This window comes from Kitasatospora sp. GP30 (assembly GCF_029892145.1).
Classification (GTDB): Bacteria; Actinomycetota; Actinomycetes; order Streptomycetales; family Streptomycetaceae; genus Kitasatospora; species Kitasatospora acidiphila.
In genome coordinates this window covers 83,268-105,726 of the sequence record NZ_JARZAH010000020.1, presented here as the reverse complement: position 1 = coordinate 105,726, position 22,459 = coordinate 83,268, and the positions used below count along the sequence as shown (strand labels likewise).

Sequence of the window (22,459 nt, the reverse complement as noted above, 5' to 3'; positions counted from 1 at the left end):
AGAAGGCAGGCAGCTTTGCGCAAGATACTTATCGTCGGCGCCGGTCAGGCCGGACTCCAGCTCGCTCTGGGCCTCCAGGCCAACGGCTACGACGTCACGGTGATGACCAACCGCACCGCCGGTGAGGTGCGCGACGGCCGAGTGCTCTCCACCCAGTGCATGTTCAACACCGCGCTCGGCCACGAGCGCGAACTCGGCCTCAACTTCTGGGAGGAGGCCGCGCCGAGAGTCGAGGGCCTCGGCGTCTCGGTGGCCGGCCCCGAGTCCCAGCGCGTCATCGACTGGGTCGGCAAGCTGGACGGCTACGCCCAGTCGGTGGACCAGCGGATCAAGATGGCCGGCTGGCTGGAGGCCTTCGAGCAGCGCGGCGGCAAGGTCGTGGTGCACGGCGTCACCGTCTCCGACCTGGACTACTTCAGCCGCCGGTACGACCTGGTGGTGGTCGCCGCCGGCAAGGGCGAGCTGGTCTCCATGTTCGGTCGCGACGACTCCCGTTCGCCGTACTCCACTCCGCAGCGCGCCCTCGCCGTCGCCTATGTGCACGGCCTCGGCCCGCGCCCGGAGCACGACTTCAAGGCGGTGCGCTGCAACCTGGTCCCGGGTGTCGGCGAGCTGTTCATGATTCCGGCGCTCACCGTGTCCGGCCCCTGCGACATCATCTTCTGGGAGGGCATCCCCGGTGGCCCGCTGGACGTCTTCGGTGACGTCAAGGACCCGGGCGAGCACCTGCGGCTGACCCTGGAGCTGATGAAGACCTTCACGCCCTGGGAGTACGAGCGCACCCTCGGCGGCGTCGAACTGACCGACGCCGGTGCCACCCTGGCCGGCCGCTACGCCCCGGTGGTGCGCAACCCGATCGCCGAACTGCCGAGCGGCGGCCTGGCGTTGGGTGTCGCCGACGTGGTGGTGGCCAACGACCCGATCACCGGCCAGGGCTCCAACAACGCCGCCAAGTGCGCCGCCGTCTACCTGGACGCGATCCTCGCCCACGGCGACCGCCCGTTCGACCGTGACTTCATGCAGGGCGCCTTCGACCGCTACTGGGTGAGCGCCGGTCCGGTCACCAAGTGGACCAACGCGATGCTCGCCCCGCCGCCGGAGCACGTGCTCAACCTGATCGGTGCCGCCGGTCAACTCCAGCCGGTCGCCGACCGGTTCGCCAACGGCTTCGACAACGCGGCCGACTTCGAGAACTGGTTCTTCGACCCGGAGAAGGCGGGCGCCTACCTCGCCTCGCTGAGCTGACGGTCGTCGGCTGGTCCGTCATCGCGCCCACCCTCGTCATGCGGGGTGGGCGCGGTCATGGTGCGCAGCGGTGACAGGAAGGCGGGCAGGAAGCTCAGCGTCATGCCGACTGTGCCGATCCACAGGGTGGTTGGCGCCCCGAACGCGCTACCCGACGCGCCACCCAGGACGCCGCCCAGCGGCAGGCCGCCCCAGGACACGAACCGGGCTGTCGCGCTCGTCCGGCCCAGCAGCCGGTCAGGTGTGAGGGCCTGCTGCAGCGCGTGGTGACGCAGAGGTCCCCGGGCCTGATGGCGAGCCGCTCGGCGATCACCTCCGGGGCCGGCACGCGCTCCTGGCTGTGCGACTCTCCCTGCGGGTTCTGGGCGATGTCAGCACGCTAGTGCAGGGGCGGAAAGCTACTGGAGTAGAAACGGCCCTGGGCGCTCGGTTGCGGGCGTGGTGCGTTAGAGTCCCGGGTCGATTCGATGGATCCTGGGCGAGGGCACGGTGGGGGAACGATGACTGCGGACGGCGCGGACGCTTCGAAGGGTTCGGATAGTTCGAAGGCGCCGGACGTTTCGCAGGGGCCGGACGGTTCGGAGAGTCCGGAGCCCAGGGACCCGTGGGCGCCGCCCGGTGATGCGGTGCCGCCGCTGGTCACCGGTCGAATCCCGGTACCGCCGCAGGCGCCGCCGGGTGCCCTCGGTGCGGAGTTCCCCGGGCGCGCGTACCCCGGGCCGTTCAGTCCGCAGCCCGCTCGCCCCCGCACCAACGGCCTGGCGGTCACCTCCCTGATCACCGGCATCCTCTGCTGCCTGTGGCCGGCCGCGATCGCCTTCGGCATCAGCGGCCTGGTGCAACTGCGCAGGCGTGCCCGGGCCGGATATCCCCAGGCCGGCCAGGGGCTGGCGGTGGCCGGCCTGGTGCTCGGTGTGGTGGGGATGCTGCTCACCGCGCTGGGCATCGTCGGTCTGCTGAACGGCCACTCTTCCCCTGAACTGGTCCAGTTGAAGGTCGGAGACTGCTTCCGCAACCAGCCGTCCATTCTCGACAAGCGGGTCAAACTGACGCCGTGCACCGCGCCGCACGACGGTGAGGTGTCCGGCGTGGTGGTACTGACCGAGACCGACTTCCCCGGGTCCGGCCCCGCCCAGGCGGAGGCCGACCGGCTCTGCGGAATCTCCAAGAACGCCTACGTCTACGACTTCTGGGCGCAGTCCTCGACGCTGCTCGAGTACCATCAGGCCCCCACCACCCGCACCGAGTGGGACCTCGGCCGCCACCACGCCGTCTGCTACCTGCGCGACATCGCCCCCGACGCCGTTCCCCGCTCCGTGCGCTGTGACGCCCGCACCCTCACCGCCGGCCAGCTCTCATTCCTCTCATCGATCCGCGAACTCGACTGGGACGCCCGCAAGCCCGCCGACCGGGCTCGGCTGCAACAGACCGCCAAAGACCTGCTGGTGATCCGCAACGGTCTGCTCCTGAAGACCTGGCCGCCGGCGGCGCAGGGTTCGATCGCGATGCTCGAATGGGAGTTGGCGGCCGACCAGCCCTTCTGGCAGACGGCCGCGGCGGACACCACGACGCCGGTCGACCAGCTGTACGCCGGGCTTGCGGGGCACGATCCGACTCAGGCGGAGTCGCGGGTGCGGGCCGCGCTGGGGTTGACCGTGCAGGATCCGACCGCGGCGAAGCCGTCAGCGGAGGCGTGAGGGGAGCAGCGGCCGGAGGACACCCCACCGCGGCGGATGAGCTCAGGCCCCGACCTGTGCGGCGGGGTTGCTCATGGCGGCGAGTTGGCGGTGGAGCAGGTCCTGCGCTCCGGCCTTGTCGGGGTTGGCAGCTGTGAAGTAGAGGGTGCGGATGAGGGTATTGCCCTGCACCGCCATGACCTTGGCGTAGGCGTTTCCGTACTTGTCGAGCTTGGTGACGCTCAGGCCGGTCGCCTGGTCGGCCGGGTCGGTGAAGACGGTTCCCTGGTCCGGGTTCTGCTTCCAGCCCTCGGAGATGCTGTCGTAAAGGCTCTGGGCGCCCGCCGCGTTGGCGAACTGGACGAGGAAGACGAAGGACTGGCTGCCGTCCGTGGCCCGCCAGCCGCGGCGCGCGGCCGTGACGAACCCCCGCTCCTTGGAGAGGGACGTCTCCTCACTCCAGGCGTCGGAGGTGAAGAAGCCGTGCACGAAGCCATCGAGATCCAGCACGCCGGTCTGGTCGGTCCATTCGTGCGCACCGCCCGGCAGCGGCATCACCTGGGCCATCAACTGCGCTCCCGGCCCGGAGGTCGGCATCGACGGCGTCACTGACGCCGTGGCCGAATCGGACGGCGACGGCGGGGTGGACGAAGTGCCCGAGCCCGGCGAGGCGGTCGCGGGGGAGGCGGGTGCGGAGGCCGGCAGAGACTTCCAGGCGGTTGCCTGCGCCTCCGTGCCCGATGGGGAGCAGCTCGTCAGGACCGTGATCAGAACCGTCGCGGCGGCGGTTGAGTGAAGGGATCTCGGTATGTTCACCGGAAGAGCATGGCGCAGGCACATTCGTCGCGTCCAATGCGTTCGGCGGCTGAGGCCGAGGTGCCGCCGAAGCGTGCCGCGCCTGAGACGCGGCGGTCCGACGGCACCGTCGGCGTCCTCGCTACTCGCCCGCCACCCGCAGCAGCAACTTGCCTGTGGTGGTGCGCGATTCGATCAGGCGGTGCGCCTCGACGGCGTCCGCGAGCGGGAGTTCGGCGCTGATCAGCGGGTCGACGGAGCCGCCGGCGACCAGGGCGAAGGCGCGGTCGGTGAGGGTGCGCAGCTCGGCGGGAGCGCGGTGGGAGAGCTCCAGGATGGACATCCCGGCGACGGTGCGGCCCGGGGTGAGGTCGTTCTGGCCCACCTGCCACGGGGCGTCTCCGCCGGCGTTGCCGAAGGAGACCAGGCGACCGAAGGCGGTCAGGGCAGCCAGGCTCTCGCGGAAAGTGTCGCCGCCGACCGCGTCCAGCGCGAGGTCGACGCCCCGCCCGCCGGTGCGTTCGCGCACGGCCTCGGCGGTGAACTCGGCGCCGACGAAGACGTGGTCGTAACCGGTCTTCAGTGCGTATTCCGCCTTCGCCTGGCTGGAGACCACGCCCAGCACCTGGCCGGCCCCGGCCAGCTTCGCCAACTGGCCGACGACACCGCCGACTCCGCCCGCCGCACCCTGCACCAGGACCGACTCGCCGGTCCGCAGCCGCCCGATCTCGTGCAGCAGTGCGTGTGCTGTCGGCAGCACGGTCGGCAGCGCGGCGGCGGTGCGCAGGGAGACGCCCTCGGGCACGGCGAAGACGGTGTCGGCGTCAGCCACCGCGACGTCGGCGTAGCCGCCGAAGCGGGTGAGCGCGGCAACCGGCAGGCCGGGACGCAGACCGTAGGCCTCAGGCACACCCTCGCCGACGGCGCGGATCCGACCGGAGACCTCCAGGCCCGGCTGGAACGGCAGCGCCGGAACCCGGTAGCCGCTGCTACGGGCCTTCAGCTCGGCGAAGTTGACGCCTGCGTAGGCGACGTCGATGCTCACCTGTCCGGGACCCGGCTCGGGCACCGGCAGCTCGGTGAGCTGCAGAACCTCGGGGCCGCCGAACTCCTCCACCACGATCGCGCGCATCAGGCTCTTCCCTCCGTTATGAGCAGCCGCCATTGAGGACGGGCCGCCCCTGGTGTTCAATGGGAATCGAACACCTTGAGTGTATGGAGTTGATCGAACACTCGGCAAGAGGGAACAGGCACGAGGGAAAACCCCCAGGGAGGAGAGTCATGGGTCACCGCGCGGAACCTGAACACACCCACCCCGATGACGTACCGGTGCAGGCCGTGTTCGCGGCGCTCGCGGATCCGGTGCGGCTGGGGATCGTGCGTGAGCTGGCCGGGTCGCCGGAGTGGGAACGGGCATGCGGTAGCTTCGACGTGCCGGTCGGGAAGGCCGCGCTCAGCCATCACTTCGCGGTGCTGCGGTCGGCCGGACTGATCGAGCAGCGGGACGACGGCGCCAAGCGGGTCAACCGGCTGCGGCGGGCCGAGTTCGAGGCCCGTTTCCCGGGGCTGCTGGACCTTGCCGTGAAGGGCTGACAGCAAGTCACTGGCTGACGACAAAGTTAATGGCTGGCGGCGAGTTGGAGACGGGGGAGAGCGGGAGCATGAGGGAGCGCGAACACCGGGTACGGCGCCGCGAGCCGGCCGACCTGGACGGCTGTGTGCGGGCGCTGGCCGAGGTGCACACGGCCGACGGGTACCCGATGGTGTGGCCCGACCGGCCGGCCGACTGGCTGGCCGAGGCCGACCAACTGGCCTGCTGGGTGGCGATCGCACCGGACGGCGCGGTGGTCGGCCATGCCGCGCTGGCGCCGGGGGTCGACTCCTCGGCGGCGCATGTCTGGGCCGAGCGGACCGGTCGGGCGCCGGACCGGACCGTGGCACTCAGCCGCCTCTACGTCGCCCCGGCGGCCCGCGGCCACGGCCTGGGCGCCGAACTCCTCGCCGTGGCCGCCGACTACGCCCGCTCGGCGGGGCTCTGGCCGGTCCTCGATGTGGTGACGATGAACGGTGCGGCCGTGGAACTCTATGAACGCCAAGGCTGGACAAGGATGCTGACGGTTGATCAGCAGTGGCCGGACGGCCGGGTGGTGGCGGTGCACTGCTACGCACTGGGGGAGGGCGGGGGCACCGCGCACAGCGGAGCCTGACTGGCTCGGACTTGACTCGCCCGGAGCCTGGCGGGGAATCGGTTCGCGGCCGGAATGCGCTGGCTTGTACCGTCCCCGCCATGACTGATGATCACGATGTGTTGAGCCGAGCGGCCGCGGACCTTGAAGCCGCGGTGCGGACGGCGGTCGGGGCACTGGCTCCGGTCTCGGCGGCCGACTGGTCGGTACCGGCGGCGGAGTTGAGCTGGGACTGCTGGGAGACGATCGAGCACCTGGCCGACGGGCTGTTCGCCTATGCGCTGCAACTGGGCCCGGCGCGCCCGCCGTTGGACGACTTCGTACAGCTGAGCTGGCGACGGGAACGGCCTGGCAGCCCGACGCTGGCTATCTCGGTGGACCGGGAGGCGGGGCCGGCGGCGCTGCTGGAGGCGGTGGAGGCCGCCGGTGCGGTGCTGACGGCGATGGTGCGCACCGCTGCGCCGACAACGCGGGCCTTCCATGCCTACGGTGTCTCCGACCCGGAGGGGTTCGCGGCGATGGGCGTGGTGGAGACCCTGGTGCATGCGGACGACGTGGCGCGTGGCCTCGGCGTCGAGTGGGCGCCGCCGGCGGACCCCTGCGCACGCGCGCTCGCCCGCCTCTTCCCGGAGGTCGAGGTGGGCGACGACCCATGGGCCACCCTCCGCTGGGCCACCGGCCGCGCCGAACTCCCGGGCCGGCCAGGGCAGGGGCGCCGGGAGTTCGAGCGCTGGCACAGCGCGCCTCTGGGGTGATGGGGGTCATTAATGCTGCCCATTAGTAGCGCCGGTAGTGCCGGTAGTGCCACGCCCGTAGCGCCACGCCCGTAGTGGCGGGTCATTAATAATGCCCATTATTAATGACCCGCCACCGCCCGGGACCGGCTCGGCCTCCAGGAGAAGGCCCTGCGGCTGATCCGGCAACTGGAGGTCCCCTTCGTCACGGAACTCCTGAGCAAAGCCGTCCTCTCCGAGGATGATGCGCTGTTCGTCGGAGTGCTCGACGGCCAGGCGTCCTCAACCGCCTTCACAGGGTTGGCCGATGCGGCTGATTTCGTGCTGGCCCTCGGCGTGTGGCTGACGGACATCAACTCGCTGGGCTGGAACCCGGACTTCGACAAGACCGCATTCGCATCGCTGGACGCGGTCAAGCTCGGCACCTACTTCGGCGGGCAGGTCGCGCTGGAGCACCTGATCGACGGGATCCTCGCGGCGAAGCAGGCCGCGCCCAACGCGCGGAAACGGCCCAAGGAGTCGGCCCGGAGCGTATCGGCCGTGGGCTCGACCGAGGTGATCACATACCAGGGGTTCTACAACTTCGTGCAGCAGTACATCGACCGGGCCACCATCGTCGGCAGTGACGCGAGCATGAACTACTTCGGCAGTCTGCTGCTCGATGTGCCCGCTCCGGGCGGGTTCATCGTTCAGTCGTCCTACTCGTCGATCGGTTACATCGCGGCGGCCGCGACCGGTGTCTGCCTGGCGAAGAGGGACGATCAGCGGGTCATGGTCTTCTCGGGTGACGGCGGTTTCCAGATGACCGCCCAATGCCTTTCGACGCAGACCCGCTTCGGACTCAACCCGATCATCTTCGTCATCGGCAACGGGGCGTCTACGGCGTGGAGCAGTGGCTCGCCGATTCATCGGTCTTCCACACCGACAAGTCGTTCTACCGGCCATGCGTCCTGCACCGGTGGAACTACAGCAAGTTGTCGGAGGTATTCGGTTGCCAGGGATGGGAAGTCAGCACGTACGGGGAACTGGACGGTGCCGTGACGGCTGCTCTGAAGAACGCGAGCAGCCCGTCCATCATCCAGGTCCGGGTGCCCGACAAGTCGGTCCCTGACAACGCGAATTGGAAGACCCGGTAGCAGGACGAACAACCAAGGCAACACCGGAGAAGGACGAGAACAATGCCCACGAAGATCACCGCTATCTTCGAGAGCCCGCAGGACCCCGAGGTCTTCGAGGCCGGTCACGACGACCAGGTCGCGCTGGCGAAGAAGATCCCCGGAGTCCAGCGGGTCGAGAGCGCGAAGGTCTGGCTCAAGGAGGACGGCAGCCCGACCCCGGCCTATCGCGTGCTCGACCTGTACTTCACCGACTACGACGCGGCCGGCAGGGCCGTGACGACCGAAGAGGCCGGGGCGTTCGTCTCCAAGCTCCGCGAGTTGGCGACCGGCGGTGTGCGGCTCCTCTTCACAGATGTCGAAGAGGTCCGAGCGCAGACGCTGTCGTTGCCTCGCGCGGCAGAGCGCTGCGTAAGGCAACGACGAAGTCAGGGGGCCCGAGGTCACAGACCCCGGGCCCCGGCCGCCGTGGGTCGGGGGCCCGGGTGACCTACCTGGGCCCCGGGCCGAAACGCCGCCGGTAGGCCGAGGGGGCCAGGCCGGTCTCCCGGCGCATCAGGATGCGCAGGTTGGCGGCCGTGCCGAGTCCGCTGCGGCGCGCGACGACCTCCATTCGGGCCTCGCCGCGCTCGATCAACCGGCAGGCCAGCGAGAGGCGTTCGCGGTTGAGCCAGGCCAGCGGGGTGGTGCCCAGCTGGGCCCGGAAGCGCCGGTGCAGGGTCGCGGGGCTGACCCGGGCGCGGGCCGCCAGGTCGGCGACGGTCAGCGGCAGGTGCAGGTGCTCCTCGGTCCAGGCGAGCACCGGGGCGAGGGACTCGTCCGGGGTGTCCGGCACCGGGCGCTGGATGAACTGCCGCTGCCCGCCGTCCCGGTGGGCGGCGAAGACCAGCCGCCGGCTGACGGCGTTGGCGATCTCGGCACCGTGGTCGCGGCGCACCAGGTGCAGCCCGAGGTCGAGTGCGGCCGCGCTGCCGGCCGCCGTGAGGATGTCGCCGTCGTCGACGAAGAGCACGTCCTCCGCCAACTGGACGGCGGGGAAGCGGGCCCGGAAGGCGTCGGCCCACTGCCAGTGCGCGGTCGCCCGGCGCCCGTCGAGCACCCCGGCCTCGGCGAGGGTGAACGCGCCGCTGCAGAAGCCCACCAGGCGCGCGCCGCGGGCGTGTGCGCGGCGGACGGCGTCCAGCACGGCCGGGCGGCGGGGCACCTCCGTGTCGGGCCGGTTCGGGACGATCAGAGTGTCCGCGGTGTCGGCCGCCGCCAGGTCGGCGACACCGCCGAGGGTGAAGAAGCCGTCCCGCATCAGGGTGGTCGGCTCCGGCGAGCAGAGACGGAAGTCGTACAGCTCGCGGCCGAGTTCGGGCCTGCGCAGGCCGAAGACCTCGGTCGCGCAACCGAGTTCGAACGGGTTCGAGTTCTGGTCCACGATCACCACAACCCGGTGCGGGCCGGCGGTCGGGCGCCGCTGCGAGGATTCTTGCGACATGTGCGATTCCTAGCACTCGTTCGGGCCAGGGCCAAGCCGCGATGATCCACTCATGACTGACGAACCCCTCTCCCTCGACACCGCCCTGGCCTCCTTCGACGCCCTGTGGAGCCCGCGCATCGTCACCAGCGTCAACGACTACGACGTGCGCATCGCCAAGGTCCGGGGCGAGCACATCTGGCACGTCCACGACGACACCGACGAGTTCTTCCTGGTGCTGGACGGCGAGCTGGCCATCTCGCTGCGCGGGCCGGCGGGCGAACGCACGGTGCACCTGCCCCGGGGCTCGGTCTTCACCGTCCCCCGGGGCACGGAGCACAAGCCCGCCTCCGCCGCCGGTGCCGCCATCCTGATGTTCGAGCCCACGGGCACCCCGACGGTCGGTGACCGCCACGAGGAGGTCCCCGCGCACGTGGACGCGACCACCGGGCATCCGCTCCGCAGCTGAGCCGGTCCGGCGGTCCCCGCCCGTGCCCTGGCGTCCTCGTGCGAGGAGTGCTCTGGACAGTTACCTCTCACTGAGAGATAAACTGTAGATATGACTATTCCTCGCGCCACGTCCGCCAGGTCTGACATGGACCTGGCCGACGACTTCAGCGCGCTGCTCGTCGGCATACAGCGCCTGGTGCGGCGCAAGCTGCGCCAGGGGCAGGCCGAGCCGCGGTTGCGCGGTGCCCATGTCGAGCTGCTCCGGCTGGTGATGGACAGCCCGGGGCTGCGGGTCTCGGACGCCGCCAAGGAGCTCTGCCTCGCCGGGAACTCGGTCTCCACCCTGGTCAACCAGCTGGTGACGCAAGGCCTGCTCCACCGCCAGGTCGACCCGGCCGACCGCCGGGCCGCCCGGCTGTTCGCCACCGACGAGGCGGTCGAGCGGATCGGTGCCTGGCGAGCCAGGCGCGCGGCGCTGTTCGAGGCCGTGGTGGCCGACCTGCCCGCTGCCGATCAGGCGGCGCTCGCCGCCGCGCTGCCCGCGCTGCGCGGCGTCGCCAACGGCCTGCGGGCCCAACTGGGGGAGGAGGAGCGATGACCGGCACCGAGAACGCGACCGCTGCGGCCACCTCGGACGCCGCGCCTTCGCCCGCCTCCGGCCCCGACGCGGTGGTCTGCCGCGGCCTGGAGTACTCGTTCCACCGGGGCAGGGGCAAGGGCCCCAGGGCGGTGGACGGTGTGGACCTCACCGTCCACACCGGTGAGGTCTTCGGCCTGCTCGGGCCCAACGGCGCCGGCAAGACCACCACCATCCGTGCGATCACCACGCTGCTCCCGGTGCCCAGCGGCATGGTCCGGGTCTTCGGACACGACACCGCGCGCCGCCAGATGGAGGTCCGCCGACTGCTCGGGTACGTGCCCCAGCAGCTCTCCGCCGAGTCGGGGTTGACGGGTCGGGAGAACGTCGCCCTGTTCGCCCGGGTCTTCGACGTGCCGCACGCCGAACGGGCCGCACGCGTGGCCCAGGCGCTGGCCGCGGTCGACCTGACCGAGGCCGCCGACCGGATGTGCGGCACCTACTCCGGCGGCATGGTCCGCCGCCTGGAACTGGCGCAGGCCCTGGTCAGCGCGCCGCGCCTACTGGTGCTGGACGAGCCCACCATCGGCCTGGACCCGATCGCCCGCACCAGCGTCTGGGAGTGCATCGACGCGGTCCGGCGGGCGACCGGCATGACCGTGCTGGTCACCACGCACTACATGGACGAGGCCGACCAGTACTGCGACCGGCTCGGCCTGATGGACCGCGGCAAGATCCGCGCCCTCGGCACCCCGGCGGAGCTGAAGGCCCGGGTGCGCGAACAGGCCCCGGAGCACCCCGACCCCACCCTCGACGACGTCTTCCGCCACTTCGCCGGACGTGATCTGGCGCGCGGTCAAGCCTCGGAAGGAGATTTCCGCGATGTCCGCCGTACCCGCCGAACCGCGTCCCGTGTCGGCTGAGGCCGCAGGCGCAGCCGAGGCCGCGACCATGACCGAAACCGCGACCACGGCCGCCGCCTCGGGCACCGGCCCCGCGCCGGAGCGCGACTTCGGCCTGCTGCTGGTCCCGCCGCGCGCCAGGACCGGCTGGCAGCTGGTCCCGGCGCGGGTGCTGGCGATGTGCGCCGTCGAGCTGCAGAAGCTGCGCCACGACCGCACCGAGCTCTACACCCGGGCCATCCAACCCGCCCTCTGGCTGCTGATCTTCGGTGAGACCTTCACCCGCCTGAAGGCGATACCGACCGGCGGCATCCCCTACCTCGACTACCTGGCGCCCGGGATCATCGCCCAGTCCGCGATGTTCATCGCGATCTTCTACGGCATCATGATCATCTGGGAGCGGGACTCCGGGGTGCTCACCAAGCTGCTGGTCACCCCGACGCCGCGGGCCGCACTGGTCACCGGCAAGGCGTTCGCCGCCGGGGTCAAGGCGGTGATCCAGGCCGTCGTGGTGGTGCTGATCGCCGCGCTGCTCGGCGTGGCGATGACCTGGAACCCGGTGCGGCTGCTGGGTGTCGCGGTGGTGGTATTGCTCGGCTCGGCCTTCTTCTCCTGCCTGTCGATGACCATCGCGGGCATCGTGCTCACCCGCGACCGGCTGATGGGCATCGGCCAGGCCATCACCATGCCGCTGTTCTTCGGCTCCAACGCCCTCTACCCGCTGCACCTGATGCCGGGCTGGCTACAGGCGATCAGTAAGGTGAATCCGCTCAGCTACCAAGTCGACGCTCTCCGGGGCCTGTTGATCGGGGCCCCGGCCCATCTGCCGCTGGACTTCGGCGTATTGGCCGCGGCCACCGCCGTGGGCATCGCGACAGCCTCGGCACTGCTGGGACGGCTGGCCCGATGAGCCCGAAGGCGTAGCCCTAGGGCCTCTCTTATGGATCAGGTCGGATCAGTGCGCGGCTGGGGGCCATAGGCAACCGACGACAACGCAGCGTGGGGGTCGCTCCCGGCCGAAGGCTGGGGGCGTGCGTGCTCCGGCGTCGCGCGCCCGGCATGGCCCATAAGAGCGGCCCTAGTCGACCGGGTGGCCGCTCCGTTCGCGTCGGCCGCCCGGTCGCTGGTGGAGTGCCAGACCCACCGCGCCGGCTGCCGCCGCGAGGCCGAGGGCGGCCAGCAGGCGGGCGGCGTCGGAGGTCTGGGCGGGAGTGAGGGCTGCCGCCAGGACCAGGGCGGAGGCGGCGCAGGCGGACAGGGCGGCGCCGGGACTGGTCGGCAGGTGGGCGTGGCTGTGGGCGTCGATGTGCAGCAGGTAGCCGAGCAGCAGAGCGGTGATCGCCGCCGCCAGCCAGGCGGAGGGCTGGGTGAGGGCGGCCAGCAGGACGGCCGCGGTGGCCAGCACGGTGTTGCGGTGCCGGGCGAGTTGCAGGTGCAGCCGGGCGGACGGGGCGGTGGGGCGGGTCGTCAGCGGCGGTGCGGCCCACCATCCGAAGCCGACTGCCGCCGCCACCCCGACCAGGTGGAGCGCCACCATTGCCCCGCCCATCGGGTTGGTGGCGGCTGTCAGGAGCGCCATGCCCAGGCAGCGGCTGAGCAAGCGCTCGGTCACCGCCCTACCGCTGACCGAGCGCTCGGTCATTGCCCTACCGCCAAACCAGTGCCCAGTCACCGCTGCCTCCCCTGAATCCGCCCGCGCCGCAGCGGCGCGACCGCCAAGTCCAGCGTCTCGCCGGGCTGATGGGTCACCACCGGCACACCCCGATTGCGCAGCGCGAACCGGATCGCCTCGCGATCGGCGCGCCACAGGTGCCCGGCCCACACCTCGGCCTGGTCCGACGGATCCACCTCCGGCTCACCGAACGGGATCTCCACCGCCACCAGCGGGTTCCCCCGGTCGGCCAAGTCGCCCAGCACGTCCAGGATCCGCTGGTCGGCCAGCGGCGTGAACGCGTACACCAGCGCACCGGCCGGCAGCGCCCGCGGCGGCAGCCGGTGCAGATCCGGCGTGCGATACCCGAGGTCCTTGCGCACCTCCAGCACGCTCTCCACGATCCGGTAGAACTGCTGCTCCCCGGAACCCGCCTGCAGCCAGCGCAACTTGCCGCCGACCGAGACCACGCCGACCCGGTCGTGGGTGCGCAGGTACGCCCTGGTCAGGCCGGCGGCCGCGCGCAGCGTCTCGTCCAGCGTGGAGGTACCGGAGACGGGGTCGGTCAGATCGCCCAGCGCGTCCAGCAGCACCACCGTGTCCACCGCGCGCTCCGCGCCGAACTCGTTGATCTGGATGCTGCCGCGCCGGGTGGTCGACGGCCAGTGGATCCGGCGCTGCCGTTCACCCCAGACATGCGGGCGCACCCCGATCACCTCCACCCCCTCGCCCGCCTGCCGCGAGGCGTGCTCGCCGAGCCGCTCGGGCAGCCGGACCGGGATCGGGGTCAGCCCGGCGGCGGTGGGCACCGGGAAGACGTCCACCTCGCCCAGCTCCACCCGCACCGTGCGGCGGGCCAACGCGCCGCCGTCGTAGAGGTCCAGATCGACGGTGCCCACGGTCCAGCGGCCCCAGCGGGCGGCGGTGAACTCCAACTCCACGGCGGCATGGCCGATCCGCTGCTCCCGCAGCGTCAGCCCCGGCCCCGCAAGGAGGCCCGGGTCGAGCAGCCCGACCTCCCCGTCGTGGGCGACGGTGATCCGCGCGGTGACCGTCTCGCCCTCGAAGCAGCGGCGCGGCGCCACCTCGGCGGTGGCCGACACCTGGGTGGGCCTGGTCCGTCCGGGCGCGGCCAGCACCACCAGCACCACCGGGCCGGCCGCCAGCGCGAGCAGCCAGGGCCGGCCGGTCAGCAGGGCGGCGACCGCGGCGGTCACGGCCACGGTCAGCAGGCGCAGCGTGCGCTCGCCGGTCCGCCAGCCGCTCGGCGACGGCGCGGGCCCCTCGCTGAGCGTCAACTGCGTTTGCTCATACCGATCATGCCGCTCCTGCCGCTCCGGCGCGGTGGTGCTCATCACGATGCCGGAACGGCAGCCACGGCGGCGTCCTGCCCGAGCGGCACACCGGGCAGCGTCTGCGGGGTCGGCACCTCCGCCACCAGCCCGCTCAGCACGTCATCGGCCGACACCTGTCGCACCCACAACTCCGGCTTGAGCGTGACCCGGTGGGCCAGTGCGGGGACCGCCACCGACTTGACGTCCTCCGGCGTCAGGTAGTCGCGGTTCGCCAGCATGGCGCGGGCCCGGCCGAGTTGGACCAGCGCGAGGCCACCACGCGGCGAGGCGCCCACCTGGATCTGCGGATGCGACCGGGTCGCGCTGATCAGGTCCATCACATAGCGCACCAGGTCGTCGGCCACCTCGACCCGCTCCACCGCCGCCCGCATCGCCAGCACCGTGGCCGGGTCGGCGAGCGGCTGCAGCACCGCCTCGGGCGCGGCGCGGTCGATCCGGGCCCGCAGCATCCGGGCCTCCGACTCGGCCGTCAGATAGCCCATCCGCACCCGCAGCAGGAACCGGTCGAGCTGCGCCTCGGGCAGTGCGTAAGTCCCGTCGTACTCGATCGGGTTGGCGGTGGCGATCACGGTGAACGGGTCGGGCAGCCGGCGCGTGGTGCCGTCGATCGACACCTGTGCCTCGGCCATCGCCTCCAGCAGCGCGGCTTGGGTCTTCGGCGGGGTGCGGTTGATCTCGTCGGCCAGCAGCAGGTTGGTGAAGAGCGGGCCGGGCCGGAAGACCATCTCGCCGCTGCGCTGGTCGTAGAACGGCGCACCGGAGACGTCCGAGGGCAGCAGGTCGGGGGTGAACTGGATGCGCCGGAACTCCAGGCCGAGCGTGGTCGCGAAGGAGCGGGCCAGCAGGGTCTTGCCGAGGCCGGGCAGGTCCTCGATCAGCACGTGCCCGCCGGCCAGCACGCCGAGCATCACCAGCTCCAGGGCCTCGGGCTTGCCGACCACGGCACGCTCGATCTCGGCCAGCACCTCGCGGGCGAGCTTGCCGGCCTGCTGGGGCGTCAGGTCTTCGGTGGTCACAGGGTCCTCACAGGGTCCAGGGGTGGTACGGGTGCCGACGGGCGGGCCGCCGGTTCACAGCGCGTCGAGTCGGTCGATCAGCGCGTCGAGCCGGTCGGCCGGGATGGTGGTGGAGGGCGGCGGCTGCGCCGGATCGACCCAGGGCCAGAGGTCCGCGCCGACCAGGGCCGCGGCCTTGGCGGGTTCGGTGTGCAGTGACACGGCGTGGCGCTCGGAGAGCCGGGCGGCGTAGAGGCGCTGCAACTGGGGGCGGAGCGAGCTGAGGTAGCCGTCCGGGTCCAACCCGCCGCGGACGATCCAGTACCAGTCGCCTATGCCAGGCAGCCGGGAGGTCATCAGCCGGGTGCTCCGTCGGTAGCCGCTGTCCTGTGAGGCCGCGCCGGCCACATAACGACCCGTCAGCAGTGCGACGGCGCCCAGCACCGCCGCTCCCAGGCCGAGCCCGGGCAGGCCGCCGACCAGGCCCAGCACCAGTTCGGCGCCGACCGCCACCGGCAGCAGCAGCGTCAGTGAGTGCCGCACCGATCCGACCTGGTCGGTGGCGTCCGGAGCGTCCTGGTCGGCGGTGCTCCGACCGACCTGGTCCGTGTGGTTCCGGTCGGGCATCAGGAGACCCCCTCGGCGGGTTGCCCGAGGTGCCGGGCGATCGTGTCGAGGGCAGCGCGAGCGCGGTCGAGCTCCGGCACGCCCATCGGGTGGCGGGAGTAGCGGGCCTCCCGGAACAGCGCGGTCAGCGCGGTGCCGGCCCCCGTGGGTACGGTGCCGAGGGCCACCGCGCGGGCCAGCAGCTCGGAGGGGCTGTCCGCGATCCGGCGGGCGACCCCCGAGGCCGCGAGCGAGTCCTCCATGGCCGCGTAGCAGGCGATCACCGCGGCCCGGGCATCGGTACCGAGCAGGGCCTGCCGCCCGGAGCCGACCGCTGCGGCCAGTTGCTCCTGCTCGTCGAGTGCCCGGCTCGGCACCAGGCCCGGCACCCGGGTGCGGCGAGGCACGCGACGGCGCTTGCGCAGGGCGTTGAGCAGCAGGCGGCCGAGCAGTACCGCGAGCACCAGTATCAGCAGGGCGAACACGATCGCGATCGCGTTGCCGATGGCGGTGTGGTCGGCCCCGCCCTGCGCGGGCACCGGCGGGAGCTTGGTCTGCGGGAGCCGCACGGGCGGGGTCGGCGGGGGCCGGTGGTGGGCGTTCACGATGGCCAGCGCGGTGACCGGCAGTACGACCGCGGCGGTCGGCAGCAACCACGCCGCTGTCCTGGTGAGCCGCTCGGCCCGGGGCGTGAGGCCCGTCAGGTGGCGGACCGCCGCACGGTAGTCCCGGCTCACCGTCCCCACCACGATCGCCCAGCCGATGCCCAGCAGCGCCACCCAGCCGGACGCTCGGCCCAGCGGAGCACCGCCCGTACTGAACAGGCCGGTGGCCGGCCGCAGTATCAGCGCCGCGAACGCCAGCCCGACCACCGCGGTCAGCGCCAGTGCCGCACGCAGCACCGGGCGGTCATCCGCCGCCGGTCCGGGGCTTGCCGCGCCCGGTGGACTCGGCGGGGTCTCTGATCGCGCACCGGCATGGTCGGTCGGCGTGTTCGGTCCGGACATGCGTGTGGAAATCCCCCCGTGCGGGACCGCTTCGAGGTGCGAGCACGGCCCGGCAGGGCCGCAGCTTCGCACAGCTCACGCTGGATTGTCAGCACCCGCAACATACACGCGGTGGCGGGCGGAACTACGATGGGCCACCTGGTGGCCGAGGTCGGGAACTGTCGCTCGTTCAGCTACCTGGGTGCTGTCATATCGACAGACCGTCAGCTGGGATGACTGGGGGCTGGGCATGGCCGCTGTTCAGGCGGAGGGCGCTCGACGCCGATGGAGAAGGGCCAGAGGAGCCGACGCGCCGCGCGCCAAGCGGAAGCCGCGGCCGTTCTGGCAGGAGCTGCCGATCCTGGTGGTCGTGGCCGTGCTGCTGGCCCTGGTCATCAAGACGTTCTTCGTCCAGGCGTTCTCGATCCCCTCCGAGTCGATGCAGAACACCCTGCAGCCGGGAGACCGGGTCCTGGTGGACAAGTTCACCCCGTGGTTCGGCGCCACACCGGAGCGCGGCGACGTGGTCGTCTTCAAGGACCCGGACGGCTGGCTCAAGGGGGAGGGCGAGAAGGTCGACCACCCCAACGTGTTCCAGCAGGCGCTGAGCTTCATCGGGTTGATGCCGGGGGCCGGGGACCAGGACCTGATCAAGCGGGTGATCGCGGTCGGCGGGGACACCGTGCAGTGCGATCCGGGCCAGCCGGTCCGGGTGAACGGCACCGCGCTGACCGAGCCGTACATCTACCCCGGCGCGACGCCGTGCGACGACTACTCGGTGGGCACGATCACGGTGCCCAAGGGCAAGCTGTGGATGATGGGGGACCACCGCAACGACTCCTCCGACTCGCGGTTCCACCACAAGTTCGGGCCGGGCGACGGCTTCGTGCCGCAGTCGGACGTGGTCGGACGGGCCTTCGCCGTCGCCTGGCCGCTGTCCCGCTGGTCCACCCTGCCCGTCCCGGCCACCTTCCAGCAGCACTCGCTGGCCGCCTCGACCGCCGCGAGCACGGCGGTGACGATACCCGTGCTGCTCTGGTACCGCCGCCGCACCCGCCCGCTCGGAGCTGACCAGCGCCAGCGGGCCCGCATTGCACGCTGACCAGCGCCAGCGGGCCCGCATCGGACGCTGACGAGCGTCAACGGGCCCGCAGGAACTCCCGGTTGAGTGCGCCGATCGCGTCCAGCCCGATCCCCTTCGGGCAGGCCGTGGCGCACTCGCCGGTGTTGGTGCAGCCGCCGAAGCCCTCGCTGTCCATCGCGTTCACCATCGACCGCACCCGGGAGCGCCGCTCCGGCGCGCCCTGCGGCAGCAGGTTGAGGTGCACCACCTTGGCCGCGGTGAACAGCATGGCCGAGCCGTTCGGGCAGGCCGCCACGCAGGCGCCGCAGCCGATGCACTCGGCGTGCTCGAAGGCCCGGTCGGCGGCCTCCTTGGGAACCGGCGTGGCATGCGCGTCCGGGGCGCTGCCGGTGGGGGCGGTGATGTAGCCGCCGGCGCCGATGATCCGGTCGAAGGCGGAGCGGTCCACCACCAGGTCCTTGATCACCGGGAAGGCCGCGGACCGCCAGGGCTCGACGTCGATGGTGTCGCCGTCCTTGAACTGGCGCATGTGCAACTGGCAGGTGGTGGTGCGTTCCGGGCCGTGCGGCTGCCCGTTGATCACCATGCTGCAGGCGCCGCAGATGCCCTCGCGGCAGTCGTGGTCGAACGCGACCGGCTGGTCACCGCGCAGGATCAGCTCCTCGTTGAGGATGTCCAGCATCTCCAGGAACGACATGTCCTCGGTGATGCCGCTGACCTGATAGACCGTCATCTCGCCTGGCGCGTCCGGTCCGGGCTGCCGCCAGATCCGCAGGGTGAGGTTCATGCGTAGCTCCGCTGGGTGGGGTGGACGTAGTCGAAGACGAGCTCTTCACGGTGGAGCACCGGCGGGCCGTCCGGATTGAACTCCCAGGCGGCGGAGTAGCCGAACTCCTCGTCCCGGCGGGCTGCTTCGCCGTCCGGGGTCTGGCTCTCGATGCGGAAGTGGCCGCCGCAGGACTCGGCGCGGTGCAGCGCGTCCAGGCACATCAGCTCGGCCAGCTCGAAGTAGTCGACCAGCCGATTCGCCTTCTCCAGCGACTGGTTGAGCTCCTCGCCGGTGCCGGGCACCTTGAGTCGCCGCCAGAACTCGGCGCGCAGCTCGGGGATCCGCTCCAGCGCCTTGCGCAGGCCGGTTGCCGAGCGGGCCATGCCGCAGTCGTCCCACAGCAGTTCGCCGAGCTCGCGGTGGAACGAGTCGGGGGTGCGGTCGCCGTCCACCGCGAGCAGGGCGGCCAACCGGTCGGCGGCCTCCGCCCGGGCGGCCTCGACCTCGGGGTGGTCCGGGGCCAGCGGCTCGGCCTTGGTGCGGGCCAGGTAGTCGTTGAGGGTCGGCGGCAGCACGAAGTAGCCGTCGGCCAGGCCCTGCATCAGGGCGCTCGCACCCAGCCGATTGGCGCCGTGGTCCGAGAAGTTGGCCTCACCGATCGCGAACAGGCCCGGGATGGTGGTCTGCAGGTCGTAGTCGACCCAGAGGCCGCCCATGGTGTAGTGGATCGCCGGGTAGATCCGCATCGGCACCCGGTACGGGTCCTCGGCGGTGATCCGCTGGTACATCTCGAAGAGGTTGCCGTACCGCGCCTCGACGGTGTCCCGGCCGAGCCGGGCGATGGCGTCCGCGAAGTCCAGGTAGACCCCCTGCCCGCCCGGGCCGACCCCGCGGCCCTCGTCGCACGCCGCCTTGGCGGCCCGGGAGGCGATGTCGCGGGGCACCAGATTGCCGAACGCGGGATACATCCGCTCCAGGTAGTAGTCCCGCTCGGCCTCCGGGACCTCGTTCGGCGGGCGGGTGTCGCCCGCTGCCCTGGGCACCCAGATCCGGCCGTCGTTGCGCAGCGACTCGCTCATCAGGGTCAGCTTGGACTGGTGGTCGCCGGAGCGCGGGATGCAGGTCGGGTGGATCTGGGTGAAGCACGGGTTGGCGAAGTAGGCGCCGCGCCGGTGAGCACGCCAAATGGCCGTGGCATTGGAGTTCTTGGCGTTGGTGGAGAGGTAGAAGACATTGCCGTAGCCACCGGTGGCCAGCACCACCGCGTCCGCGAGATGGGTCTCCAGCCGGCCGGTGACCAGGTCGCGGGCCACGATGCCGCGCGCCCGCCCGTCCACCACCACCAGGTCCAGCATCTCCGTCCTGGCGTGCAACTCCACGTTGCCCGCGGCGATCTGTCGGGACAGCGCCTGGTAGGCGCCCAGCAGCAGCTGCTGCCCGGTCTGGCCGCGGGCGTAGAAGGTGCGGGACACCTGCACGCCGCCGAACGAACGGGTGTCCAGCAGACCGCCGTACTCCCGGGCGAACGGCACGCCCTGGGCCACGCACTGGTCGATGATCTCCACCGAGACCTGGGCCAGCCGGTGCACATTGGACTCGCGGGCCCTGAAGTCCCCGCCCTTGACGGTGTCGTAGAACAGCCGGCGGATCGAGTCGCCGTCGTTGCGGTAGTTCTTGGCCGCGTTGATCCCGCCCTGGGCGGCGATCGAGTGGGCCCGCCGCGGTGAGTCCTGGAAGCAGAACTGGACGACGTGGTAGCCCTGTTCGGCCAGTGTGGCACCGGCCGCCCCGCCGGCCAGGCCGGTGCCCACCACGATCACCGTGCGGCCGCGCCGGTTGGCCGGGTTGACCAGCTTGGCCTCGAACCGCCGCCGGTCCCAGCGCTCTTCGATCGGCCCGTCCGGTGCCCTGGTGTCGGCGATCGGGGCGCCGACGGTGTAGTCCTGGTAGCTGGTCATCGCGTGGCCCCCATGGGTGTCGTTGCTCACTTGGCGGCTGTCGCTGCTCACTTGACGGCTCCCGTCATCACGGCGATCGGCACGGAGAGGAACCCGGCGGTGAGCGCGAACGCCAGCAGGTTGGCGCCGGCCTTCAACGCCCGGTCGCGGCGCGGGTTGTTGAGGCCCAGGGTCTGCGCGGCGCTCCAGAAGCCGTGCCGGACGTGCAGGCCGAGCGCCAGCATCGCCAGGCAGTAGATCACGCCGCTGTACCAGGAGTGGAAGGACGCCACCACGTTCTCGTACGGGTGGCCCGGCTCGGCCTTCGGGTTCACGGTCAGCGTGGTGAGGTCCAGGATGTGCCAGACGATGAAGAGCGCCAGGATCACCCCACCCCAGCGCATGGTCCGGGTCGCGTAGCTGCTCCGCGCTCGCCGGTGCTGGTAGCCGGTCGGGCGGGCCCGCAGGTCGCGGCGGCTCAGCTGGTAGGCGGCCGTCCCGTGCACCAGCACGGCGGCCAGCAGCACCATGCGGGCGATCCAGAGGAACCACTCGTGCCCGAGGAACGGCTGCCCGATGGTGCGCAGCCAGGCCGCGTACCCGTTCATGTCGGCCGGGCCGAAGAAGATCTTCAGGTTCCCGATCATGTGGAAGACCAGGTAGCCGAGCAGCACCGCGCCGCTCACCGCCATGGCCGCCTTCTTGCCGACGGTCGAGTCCCACAGGACCGCGATCGCGCCGCGGCCGACCGCGGGCGTGCTGCGTTTGCTGGTGCCGGAGCGTTCGGTGCGCTCACTCGTCAGAGCCATGAACATGACGGTAGGCAGTGCCTTCATCATCCGTCCAAGACATCTTTCTGCTCATCACGATAGGCAGCACCTATCATGGCTCCATGCAGCTCCAGCAACTGCGCTACTTCGCCGCCGTCGCCGACACCCACCACTTCACCCGCGCGGCCGAGCGGCTGCATGTCGCGCAGCCCTCGCTCTCCCAGCAGATCCGCTCTCTGGAGCGGGAGTTGGGTGCGGAGCTGTTCCATCGCGGTCGCGGCGACACGGCGCTCACCGACGCCGGCCAGGCGCTGCTGCCGCTGGCCAGGCGCATCCTGGCGGACGCCGAGAGTGCCCGCAGCGCGGTGCAGGAGGTGGTCCAGCTGCGGCGCGGCCGGGTGCGCCTCGGGGCCCCGCCGAGCCTGTGCACCAGCCTGGTGCCGGACGTGCTGCGCGCCTACCGCGCCCGCCACCCGGGCGTGGAGCTGCTGGTCGGCGAGGGCGGCTCCCGCGACCTGGTGGGCACCCTGGCCGCCGGCGAACTGGACCTGGCGCTGGTGATCACCCGGCCGAGCGGCGAGCGGCCGCCGGGCATGGCGCTGACGGAGCTGCTCCACGAGGACTTGGTGCTGGTCTCCGACCGCCCGCTGCGCCGCCGCCGGATCCGGATCGAGGACCTGCGCGGCCGGCCGCTGGTGATGTTCCGCGAGGGCTACGACCTGCGTGAGGCCACCCTGGCGGCCTGCCTGGCGGCCGGCTTCCAGCCCGAATTCGCCGTCGAGGGCGGCGAGATGGACGCGGTGCTGGGCTTCGTCCGAGCCGGCCTCGGCCCGGCCGTGGTCCCCGGCATGGTCGCGGCCCGCAGCGGGCTGGCCGTCACCCCGTTCGCCGACCACGCGATGGGCCGCACCATCGCCCTCGCCCACGGCGCCGAGCTGCCCCTCACCCGCGCGGCGGCCGCCCTGCGCGGGGTGCTGCTCGGCTACCTGCGCCAGGCGGGCGAAGCTGGCGCGCTGCCGCCGGGGACCAGGCTGCTGCCACTCGGCTGACGGCCCGCCGGTTCGACGCCGGGGATCAACGTCGGGGTTCAACGTCGGGGTTCAACGCCCGGGTTCAACGCCCGGGTACAAGGCCAGGGTTCAACGTCGGGGTCAAGGCCGGGGT

The 22,459-nt window shown here is 71.7% G+C and carries 26 protein-coding genes and 1 pseudogene; 15 read left to right on the top strand and 12 right to left on the bottom strand.

The genetic code is table 11. From position 1 onward, the window contains the following. Positions 1-15 precede the first annotated feature (15 nt). Positions 16-1,245 (top strand): styrene monooxygenase/indole monooxygenase family protein, encoded by a 1,230-nt coding sequence (locus P3T35_RS25000; protein ID WP_101383436.1) that lies wholly within the window; start codon positions 16-18, stop codon positions 1,243-1,245. Here P3T35_RS25000 and P3T35_RS24995 read toward each other — a convergent pair. After that, positions 1,224-1,445 (bottom strand): hypothetical protein, encoded by a 222-nt coding sequence (locus tag P3T35_RS24995; protein ID WP_280707781.1) that lies wholly within the window; start codon positions 1,443-1,445, stop codon positions 1,224-1,226. The two genes, P3T35_RS25000 and P3T35_RS24995, sit on opposite strands and share 22 nt — an antisense overlap. 426 nt (positions 1,446-1,871) lie before the next feature. On the opposite strand from P3T35_RS24995, the gene P3T35_RS24990 reads away from it, so the two are divergent. Then, positions 1,872-2,942, top strand: a complete 1,071-nt coding sequence (locus P3T35_RS24990; RefSeq protein WP_180356714.1) for a DUF4190 domain-containing protein — start codon at positions 1,872-1,874, stop codon at positions 2,940-2,942. A 42-nt stretch (positions 2,943-2,984) separates the two neighbouring features. Here the strand turns inward: P3T35_RS24990 and P3T35_RS24985 are convergent, their stop codons facing one another. Continuing rightward, positions 2,985-3,488 (bottom strand): hypothetical protein, encoded by a 504-nt coding sequence (locus tag P3T35_RS24985; protein WP_101383438.1) that lies wholly within the window; start codon positions 3,486-3,488, stop codon positions 2,985-2,987. Positions 3,489-3,537: 49 nt separating this feature from the next. On the opposite strand from P3T35_RS24985, the gene P3T35_RS24980 reads away from it, so the two are divergent. Continuing rightward, a complete protein-coding gene (locus P3T35_RS24980) occupies positions 3,538-3,717 on the top strand; it encodes a hypothetical protein (RefSeq protein WP_101383439.1) in 180 nt (59 codons plus the stop codon). Between the two features lie 141 nt (positions 3,718-3,858). On the opposite strand, the gene P3T35_RS24975 is transcribed toward P3T35_RS24980, so the two are convergent. Further along, on the bottom strand, positions 3,859-4,848 hold the full coding sequence (locus tag P3T35_RS24975; RefSeq protein ID WP_101383440.1) for a zinc-binding dehydrogenase: 990 nt from the start codon (positions 4,846-4,848) through the stop codon (positions 3,859-3,861). A gap of 149 nt (positions 4,849-4,997) precedes the next feature. On the opposite strand from P3T35_RS24975, the gene P3T35_RS24970 reads away from it, so the two are divergent. From P3T35_RS24970 to P3T35_RS24945, 6 genes and pseudogenes are all read left to right on the top strand, one after another. Further along, positions 4,998-5,309 carry a helix-turn-helix domain-containing protein gene (locus tag P3T35_RS24970; protein WP_101383441.1) on the top strand — a complete coding sequence of 104 codons (312 nt, stop codon included), beginning with the start codon at positions 4,998-5,000 and terminating at the stop codon, positions 5,307-5,309. A 68-nt stretch (positions 5,310-5,377) separates the two neighbouring features. Then, positions 5,378-5,923 (top strand): GNAT family N-acetyltransferase, encoded by a 546-nt coding sequence (locus P3T35_RS24965; RefSeq protein ID WP_101383442.1) that lies wholly within the window; start codon positions 5,378-5,380, stop codon positions 5,921-5,923. A gap of 80 nt (positions 5,924-6,003) precedes the next feature. Further along, positions 6,004-6,657 carry a DinB family protein gene (locus P3T35_RS24960; protein ID WP_101383443.1) on the top strand — a complete coding sequence of 218 codons (654 nt, stop codon included), beginning with the start codon at positions 6,004-6,006 and terminating at the stop codon, positions 6,655-6,657. 144 nt (positions 6,658-6,801) lie between these two features. Then, positions 6,802-7,029 (top strand): annotated as a pseudogene (locus P3T35_RS24955) (hypothetical protein); the annotation flags it as partial. Between the two features lie 240 nt (positions 7,030-7,269). Next, the gene (locus P3T35_RS24950) at positions 7,270-7,677 is read left to right on the top strand and encodes a thiamine pyrophosphate-dependent enzyme (RefSeq protein WP_280707817.1); all 408 of its coding nucleotides are present in this window, start codon (positions 7,270-7,272) and stop codon (positions 7,675-7,677) included. 137 nt (positions 7,678-7,814) lie between these two features. Beyond that, positions 7,815-8,240: an EthD family reductase gene (locus tag P3T35_RS24945; protein WP_101383444.1), complete on the top strand. Its 426-nt coding sequence runs from the start codon at positions 7,815-7,817 to the stop codon at positions 8,238-8,240. Position 8,241: 1 nt separating this feature from the next. Here P3T35_RS24945 and P3T35_RS24940 read toward each other — a convergent pair whose 3' ends face one another. Next, positions 8,242-9,234, bottom strand: a complete 993-nt coding sequence (locus P3T35_RS24940) for a helix-turn-helix domain-containing protein (RefSeq protein ID WP_101383445.1) — start codon at positions 9,232-9,234, stop codon at positions 8,242-8,244. A 52-nt stretch (positions 9,235-9,286) separates the two neighbouring features. Between P3T35_RS24940 and P3T35_RS24935 the strand changes: the two genes are divergently transcribed. From P3T35_RS24935 to P3T35_RS24920, 4 genes are all read left to right on the top strand, one after another. After that, positions 9,287-9,682: a cupin domain-containing protein gene (locus tag P3T35_RS24935; RefSeq protein ID WP_101383446.1), complete on the top strand. Its 396-nt coding sequence runs from the start codon at positions 9,287-9,289 to the stop codon at positions 9,680-9,682. 90 nt (positions 9,683-9,772) lie between these two features. Continuing rightward, the gene (locus P3T35_RS24930) at positions 9,773-10,261 is read left to right on the top strand and encodes a MarR family transcriptional regulator (RefSeq protein ID WP_280707775.1); all 489 of its coding nucleotides are present in this window, start codon (positions 9,773-9,775) and stop codon (positions 10,259-10,261) included. Further along, a complete protein-coding gene (locus P3T35_RS24925; RefSeq protein ID WP_101383448.1) occupies positions 10,258-11,163 on the top strand; it encodes an ATP-binding cassette domain-containing protein in 906 nt (301 codons plus the stop codon). The genes P3T35_RS24930 and P3T35_RS24925 overlap by 4 nt, the downstream gene beginning before the upstream one ends. Then, positions 11,123-12,052, top strand: coding sequence for an ABC transporter permease (locus P3T35_RS24920; RefSeq protein ID WP_101383449.1), 930 nt, complete (start codon positions 11,123-11,125; stop codon positions 12,050-12,052). Before P3T35_RS24925 ends, P3T35_RS24920 begins: the two co-directional genes overlap by 41 nt. Before the next feature lie 168 nt (positions 12,053-12,220). Here P3T35_RS24920 and P3T35_RS24915 read toward each other — a convergent pair whose 3' ends face one another. The 5 genes from P3T35_RS24915 to P3T35_RS24895 are packed head-to-tail and all read right to left on the bottom strand — an operon-like array spanning position 12,221 to position 16,651. Next, positions 12,221-12,784, bottom strand: a complete 564-nt coding sequence (locus tag P3T35_RS24915) for a hypothetical protein (protein ID WP_101383450.1) — start codon at positions 12,782-12,784, stop codon at positions 12,221-12,223. A 26-nt stretch (positions 12,785-12,810) separates the two neighbouring features. Continuing rightward, positions 12,811-14,148: a DUF58 domain-containing protein gene (locus P3T35_RS24910; protein ID WP_101383451.1), complete on the bottom strand. Its 1,338-nt coding sequence runs from the start codon at positions 14,146-14,148 to the stop codon at positions 12,811-12,813. Next, entirely contained in the window at positions 14,148-15,164 is a 1,017-nt protein-coding gene (locus P3T35_RS24905; protein WP_218976731.1) for a MoxR family ATPase, read from the bottom strand. The genes P3T35_RS24910 and P3T35_RS24905 overlap by 1 nt, the downstream gene beginning before the upstream one ends. 54 nt (positions 15,165-15,218) lie before the next feature. Next, positions 15,219-15,770: a hypothetical protein gene (locus P3T35_RS24900; protein WP_280707769.1), complete on the bottom strand. Its 552-nt coding sequence runs from the start codon at positions 15,768-15,770 to the stop codon at positions 15,219-15,221. Continuing rightward, positions 15,770-16,651 (bottom strand): DUF4129 domain-containing protein, encoded by an 882-nt coding sequence (locus P3T35_RS24895; protein ID WP_280707767.1) that lies wholly within the window; start codon positions 16,649-16,651, stop codon positions 15,770-15,772. Before P3T35_RS24895 ends, P3T35_RS24900 begins: the two co-directional genes overlap by 1 nt. A gap of 334 nt (positions 16,652-16,985) precedes the next feature. Here P3T35_RS24895 and lepB point away from each other — a divergent pair, with 334 nt between their 5' ends. After that, positions 16,986-17,837, top strand: coding sequence for a signal peptidase I (gene lepB / locus P3T35_RS24890; protein ID WP_101383453.1), 852 nt, complete (start codon positions 16,986-16,988; stop codon positions 17,835-17,837). A 37-nt stretch (positions 17,838-17,874) separates the two neighbouring features. Here the strand turns inward: lepB and P3T35_RS24885 are convergent, their stop codons facing one another. From P3T35_RS24885 to P3T35_RS24875, 3 genes are read right to left on the bottom strand one after another with little or no spacing between them, the layout of a single operon-like run. Beyond that, on the bottom strand, positions 17,875-18,606 hold the full coding sequence (locus P3T35_RS24885; protein ID WP_101383454.1) for a succinate dehydrogenase/fumarate reductase iron-sulfur subunit: 732 nt from the start codon (positions 18,604-18,606) through the stop codon (positions 17,875-17,877). Further along, positions 18,603-20,546 (bottom strand): fumarate reductase/succinate dehydrogenase flavoprotein subunit, encoded by a 1,944-nt coding sequence (locus P3T35_RS24880; protein WP_101385440.1) that lies wholly within the window; start codon positions 20,544-20,546, stop codon positions 18,603-18,605. The genes P3T35_RS24885 and P3T35_RS24880 overlap by 4 nt, the downstream gene beginning before the upstream one ends. A gap of 47 nt (positions 20,547-20,593) precedes the next feature. Further along, the gene (locus tag P3T35_RS24875; protein ID WP_101385441.1) at positions 20,594-21,334 is read right to left on the bottom strand and encodes a succinate dehydrogenase cytochrome b subunit; all 741 of its coding nucleotides are present in this window, start codon (positions 21,332-21,334) and stop codon (positions 20,594-20,596) included. Positions 21,335-21,417: 83 nt separating this feature from the next. Here P3T35_RS24875 and P3T35_RS24870 point away from each other — a divergent pair, with 83 nt between their 5' ends. After that, positions 21,418-22,344 carry a LysR substrate-binding domain-containing protein gene (locus P3T35_RS24870; RefSeq protein ID WP_101383455.1) on the top strand — a complete coding sequence of 309 codons (927 nt, stop codon included), beginning with the start codon at positions 21,418-21,420 and terminating at the stop codon, positions 22,342-22,344. Positions 22,345-22,459 lie beyond the last annotated feature (115 nt).

Coding starts and splice junctions, on each gene's coding strand:
- P3T35_RS24960 (WP_101383443.1), top strand. CDS start 6,004: ATGACTGATGATCACGATGTGTTGAGCCGAGCGGCCGCGGACCTTGAA.
- P3T35_RS24965 (WP_101383442.1), top strand. CDS start 5,378: ATGAGGGAGCGCGAACACCGGGTACGGCGCCGCGAGCCGGCCGACCTG.
- P3T35_RS24985 (WP_101383438.1), bottom strand. CDS start 3,488: ATGGCCCAGGTGATGCCGCTGCCGGGCGGTGCGCACGAATGGACCGAC.
- P3T35_RS24920 (WP_101383449.1), top strand. CDS start 11,123: ATGTCCGCCGTACCCGCCGAACCGCGTCCCGTGTCGGCTGAGGCCGCA.
- lepB (WP_101383453.1), top strand. CDS start 16,986: ATGGCCGCTGTTCAGGCGGAGGGCGCTCGACGCCGATGGAGAAGGGCC.
- P3T35_RS24900 (WP_280707769.1), bottom strand. CDS start 15,770: ATGCCCGACCGGAACCACACGGACCAGGTCGGTCGGAGCACCGCCGAC.
- P3T35_RS24925 (WP_101383448.1), top strand. CDS start 10,258: ATGACCGGCACCGAGAACGCGACCGCTGCGGCCACCTCGGACGCCGCG.
- P3T35_RS24970 (WP_101383441.1), top strand. CDS start 4,998: ATGGGTCACCGCGCGGAACCTGAACACACCCACCCCGATGACGTACCG.
- P3T35_RS24885 (WP_101383454.1), bottom strand. CDS start 18,606: ATGAACCTCACCCTGCGGATCTGGCGGCAGCCCGGACCGGACGCGCCA.
- P3T35_RS24945 (WP_101383444.1), top strand. CDS start 7,815: ATGCCCACGAAGATCACCGCTATCTTCGAGAGCCCGCAGGACCCCGAG.
- P3T35_RS24930 (WP_280707775.1), top strand. CDS start 9,773: ATGACTATTCCTCGCGCCACGTCCGCCAGGTCTGACATGGACCTGGCC.
- P3T35_RS24875 (WP_101385441.1), bottom strand. CDS start 21,334: ATGGCTCTGACGAGTGAGCGCACCGAACGCTCCGGCACCAGCAAACGC.
- P3T35_RS24870 (WP_101383455.1), top strand. CDS start 21,418: ATGCAGCTCCAGCAACTGCGCTACTTCGCCGCCGTCGCCGACACCCAC.
- P3T35_RS24950 (WP_280707817.1), top strand. CDS start 7,270: ATGAACTACTTCGGCAGTCTGCTGCTCGATGTGCCCGCTCCGGGCGGG.
- P3T35_RS24910 (WP_101383451.1), bottom strand. CDS start 14,148: ATGAGCACCACCGCGCCGGAGCGGCAGGAGCGGCATGATCGGTATGAG.
- P3T35_RS24940 (WP_101383445.1), bottom strand. CDS start 9,234: ATGTCGCAAGAATCCTCGCAGCGGCGCCCGACCGCCGGCCCGCACCGG.
- P3T35_RS24915 (WP_101383450.1), bottom strand. CDS start 12,784: ATGACCGAGCGCTCGGTCAGCGGTAGGGCGGTGACCGAGCGCTTGCTC.
- P3T35_RS24880 (WP_101385440.1), bottom strand. CDS start 20,546: ATGACCAGCTACCAGGACTACACCGTCGGCGCCCCGATCGCCGACACC.
- P3T35_RS24935 (WP_101383446.1), top strand. CDS start 9,287: ATGACTGACGAACCCCTCTCCCTCGACACCGCCCTGGCCTCCTTCGAC.
- P3T35_RS24975 (WP_101383440.1), bottom strand. CDS start 4,848: ATGCGCGCGATCGTGGTGGAGGAGTTCGGCGGCCCCGAGGTTCTGCAG.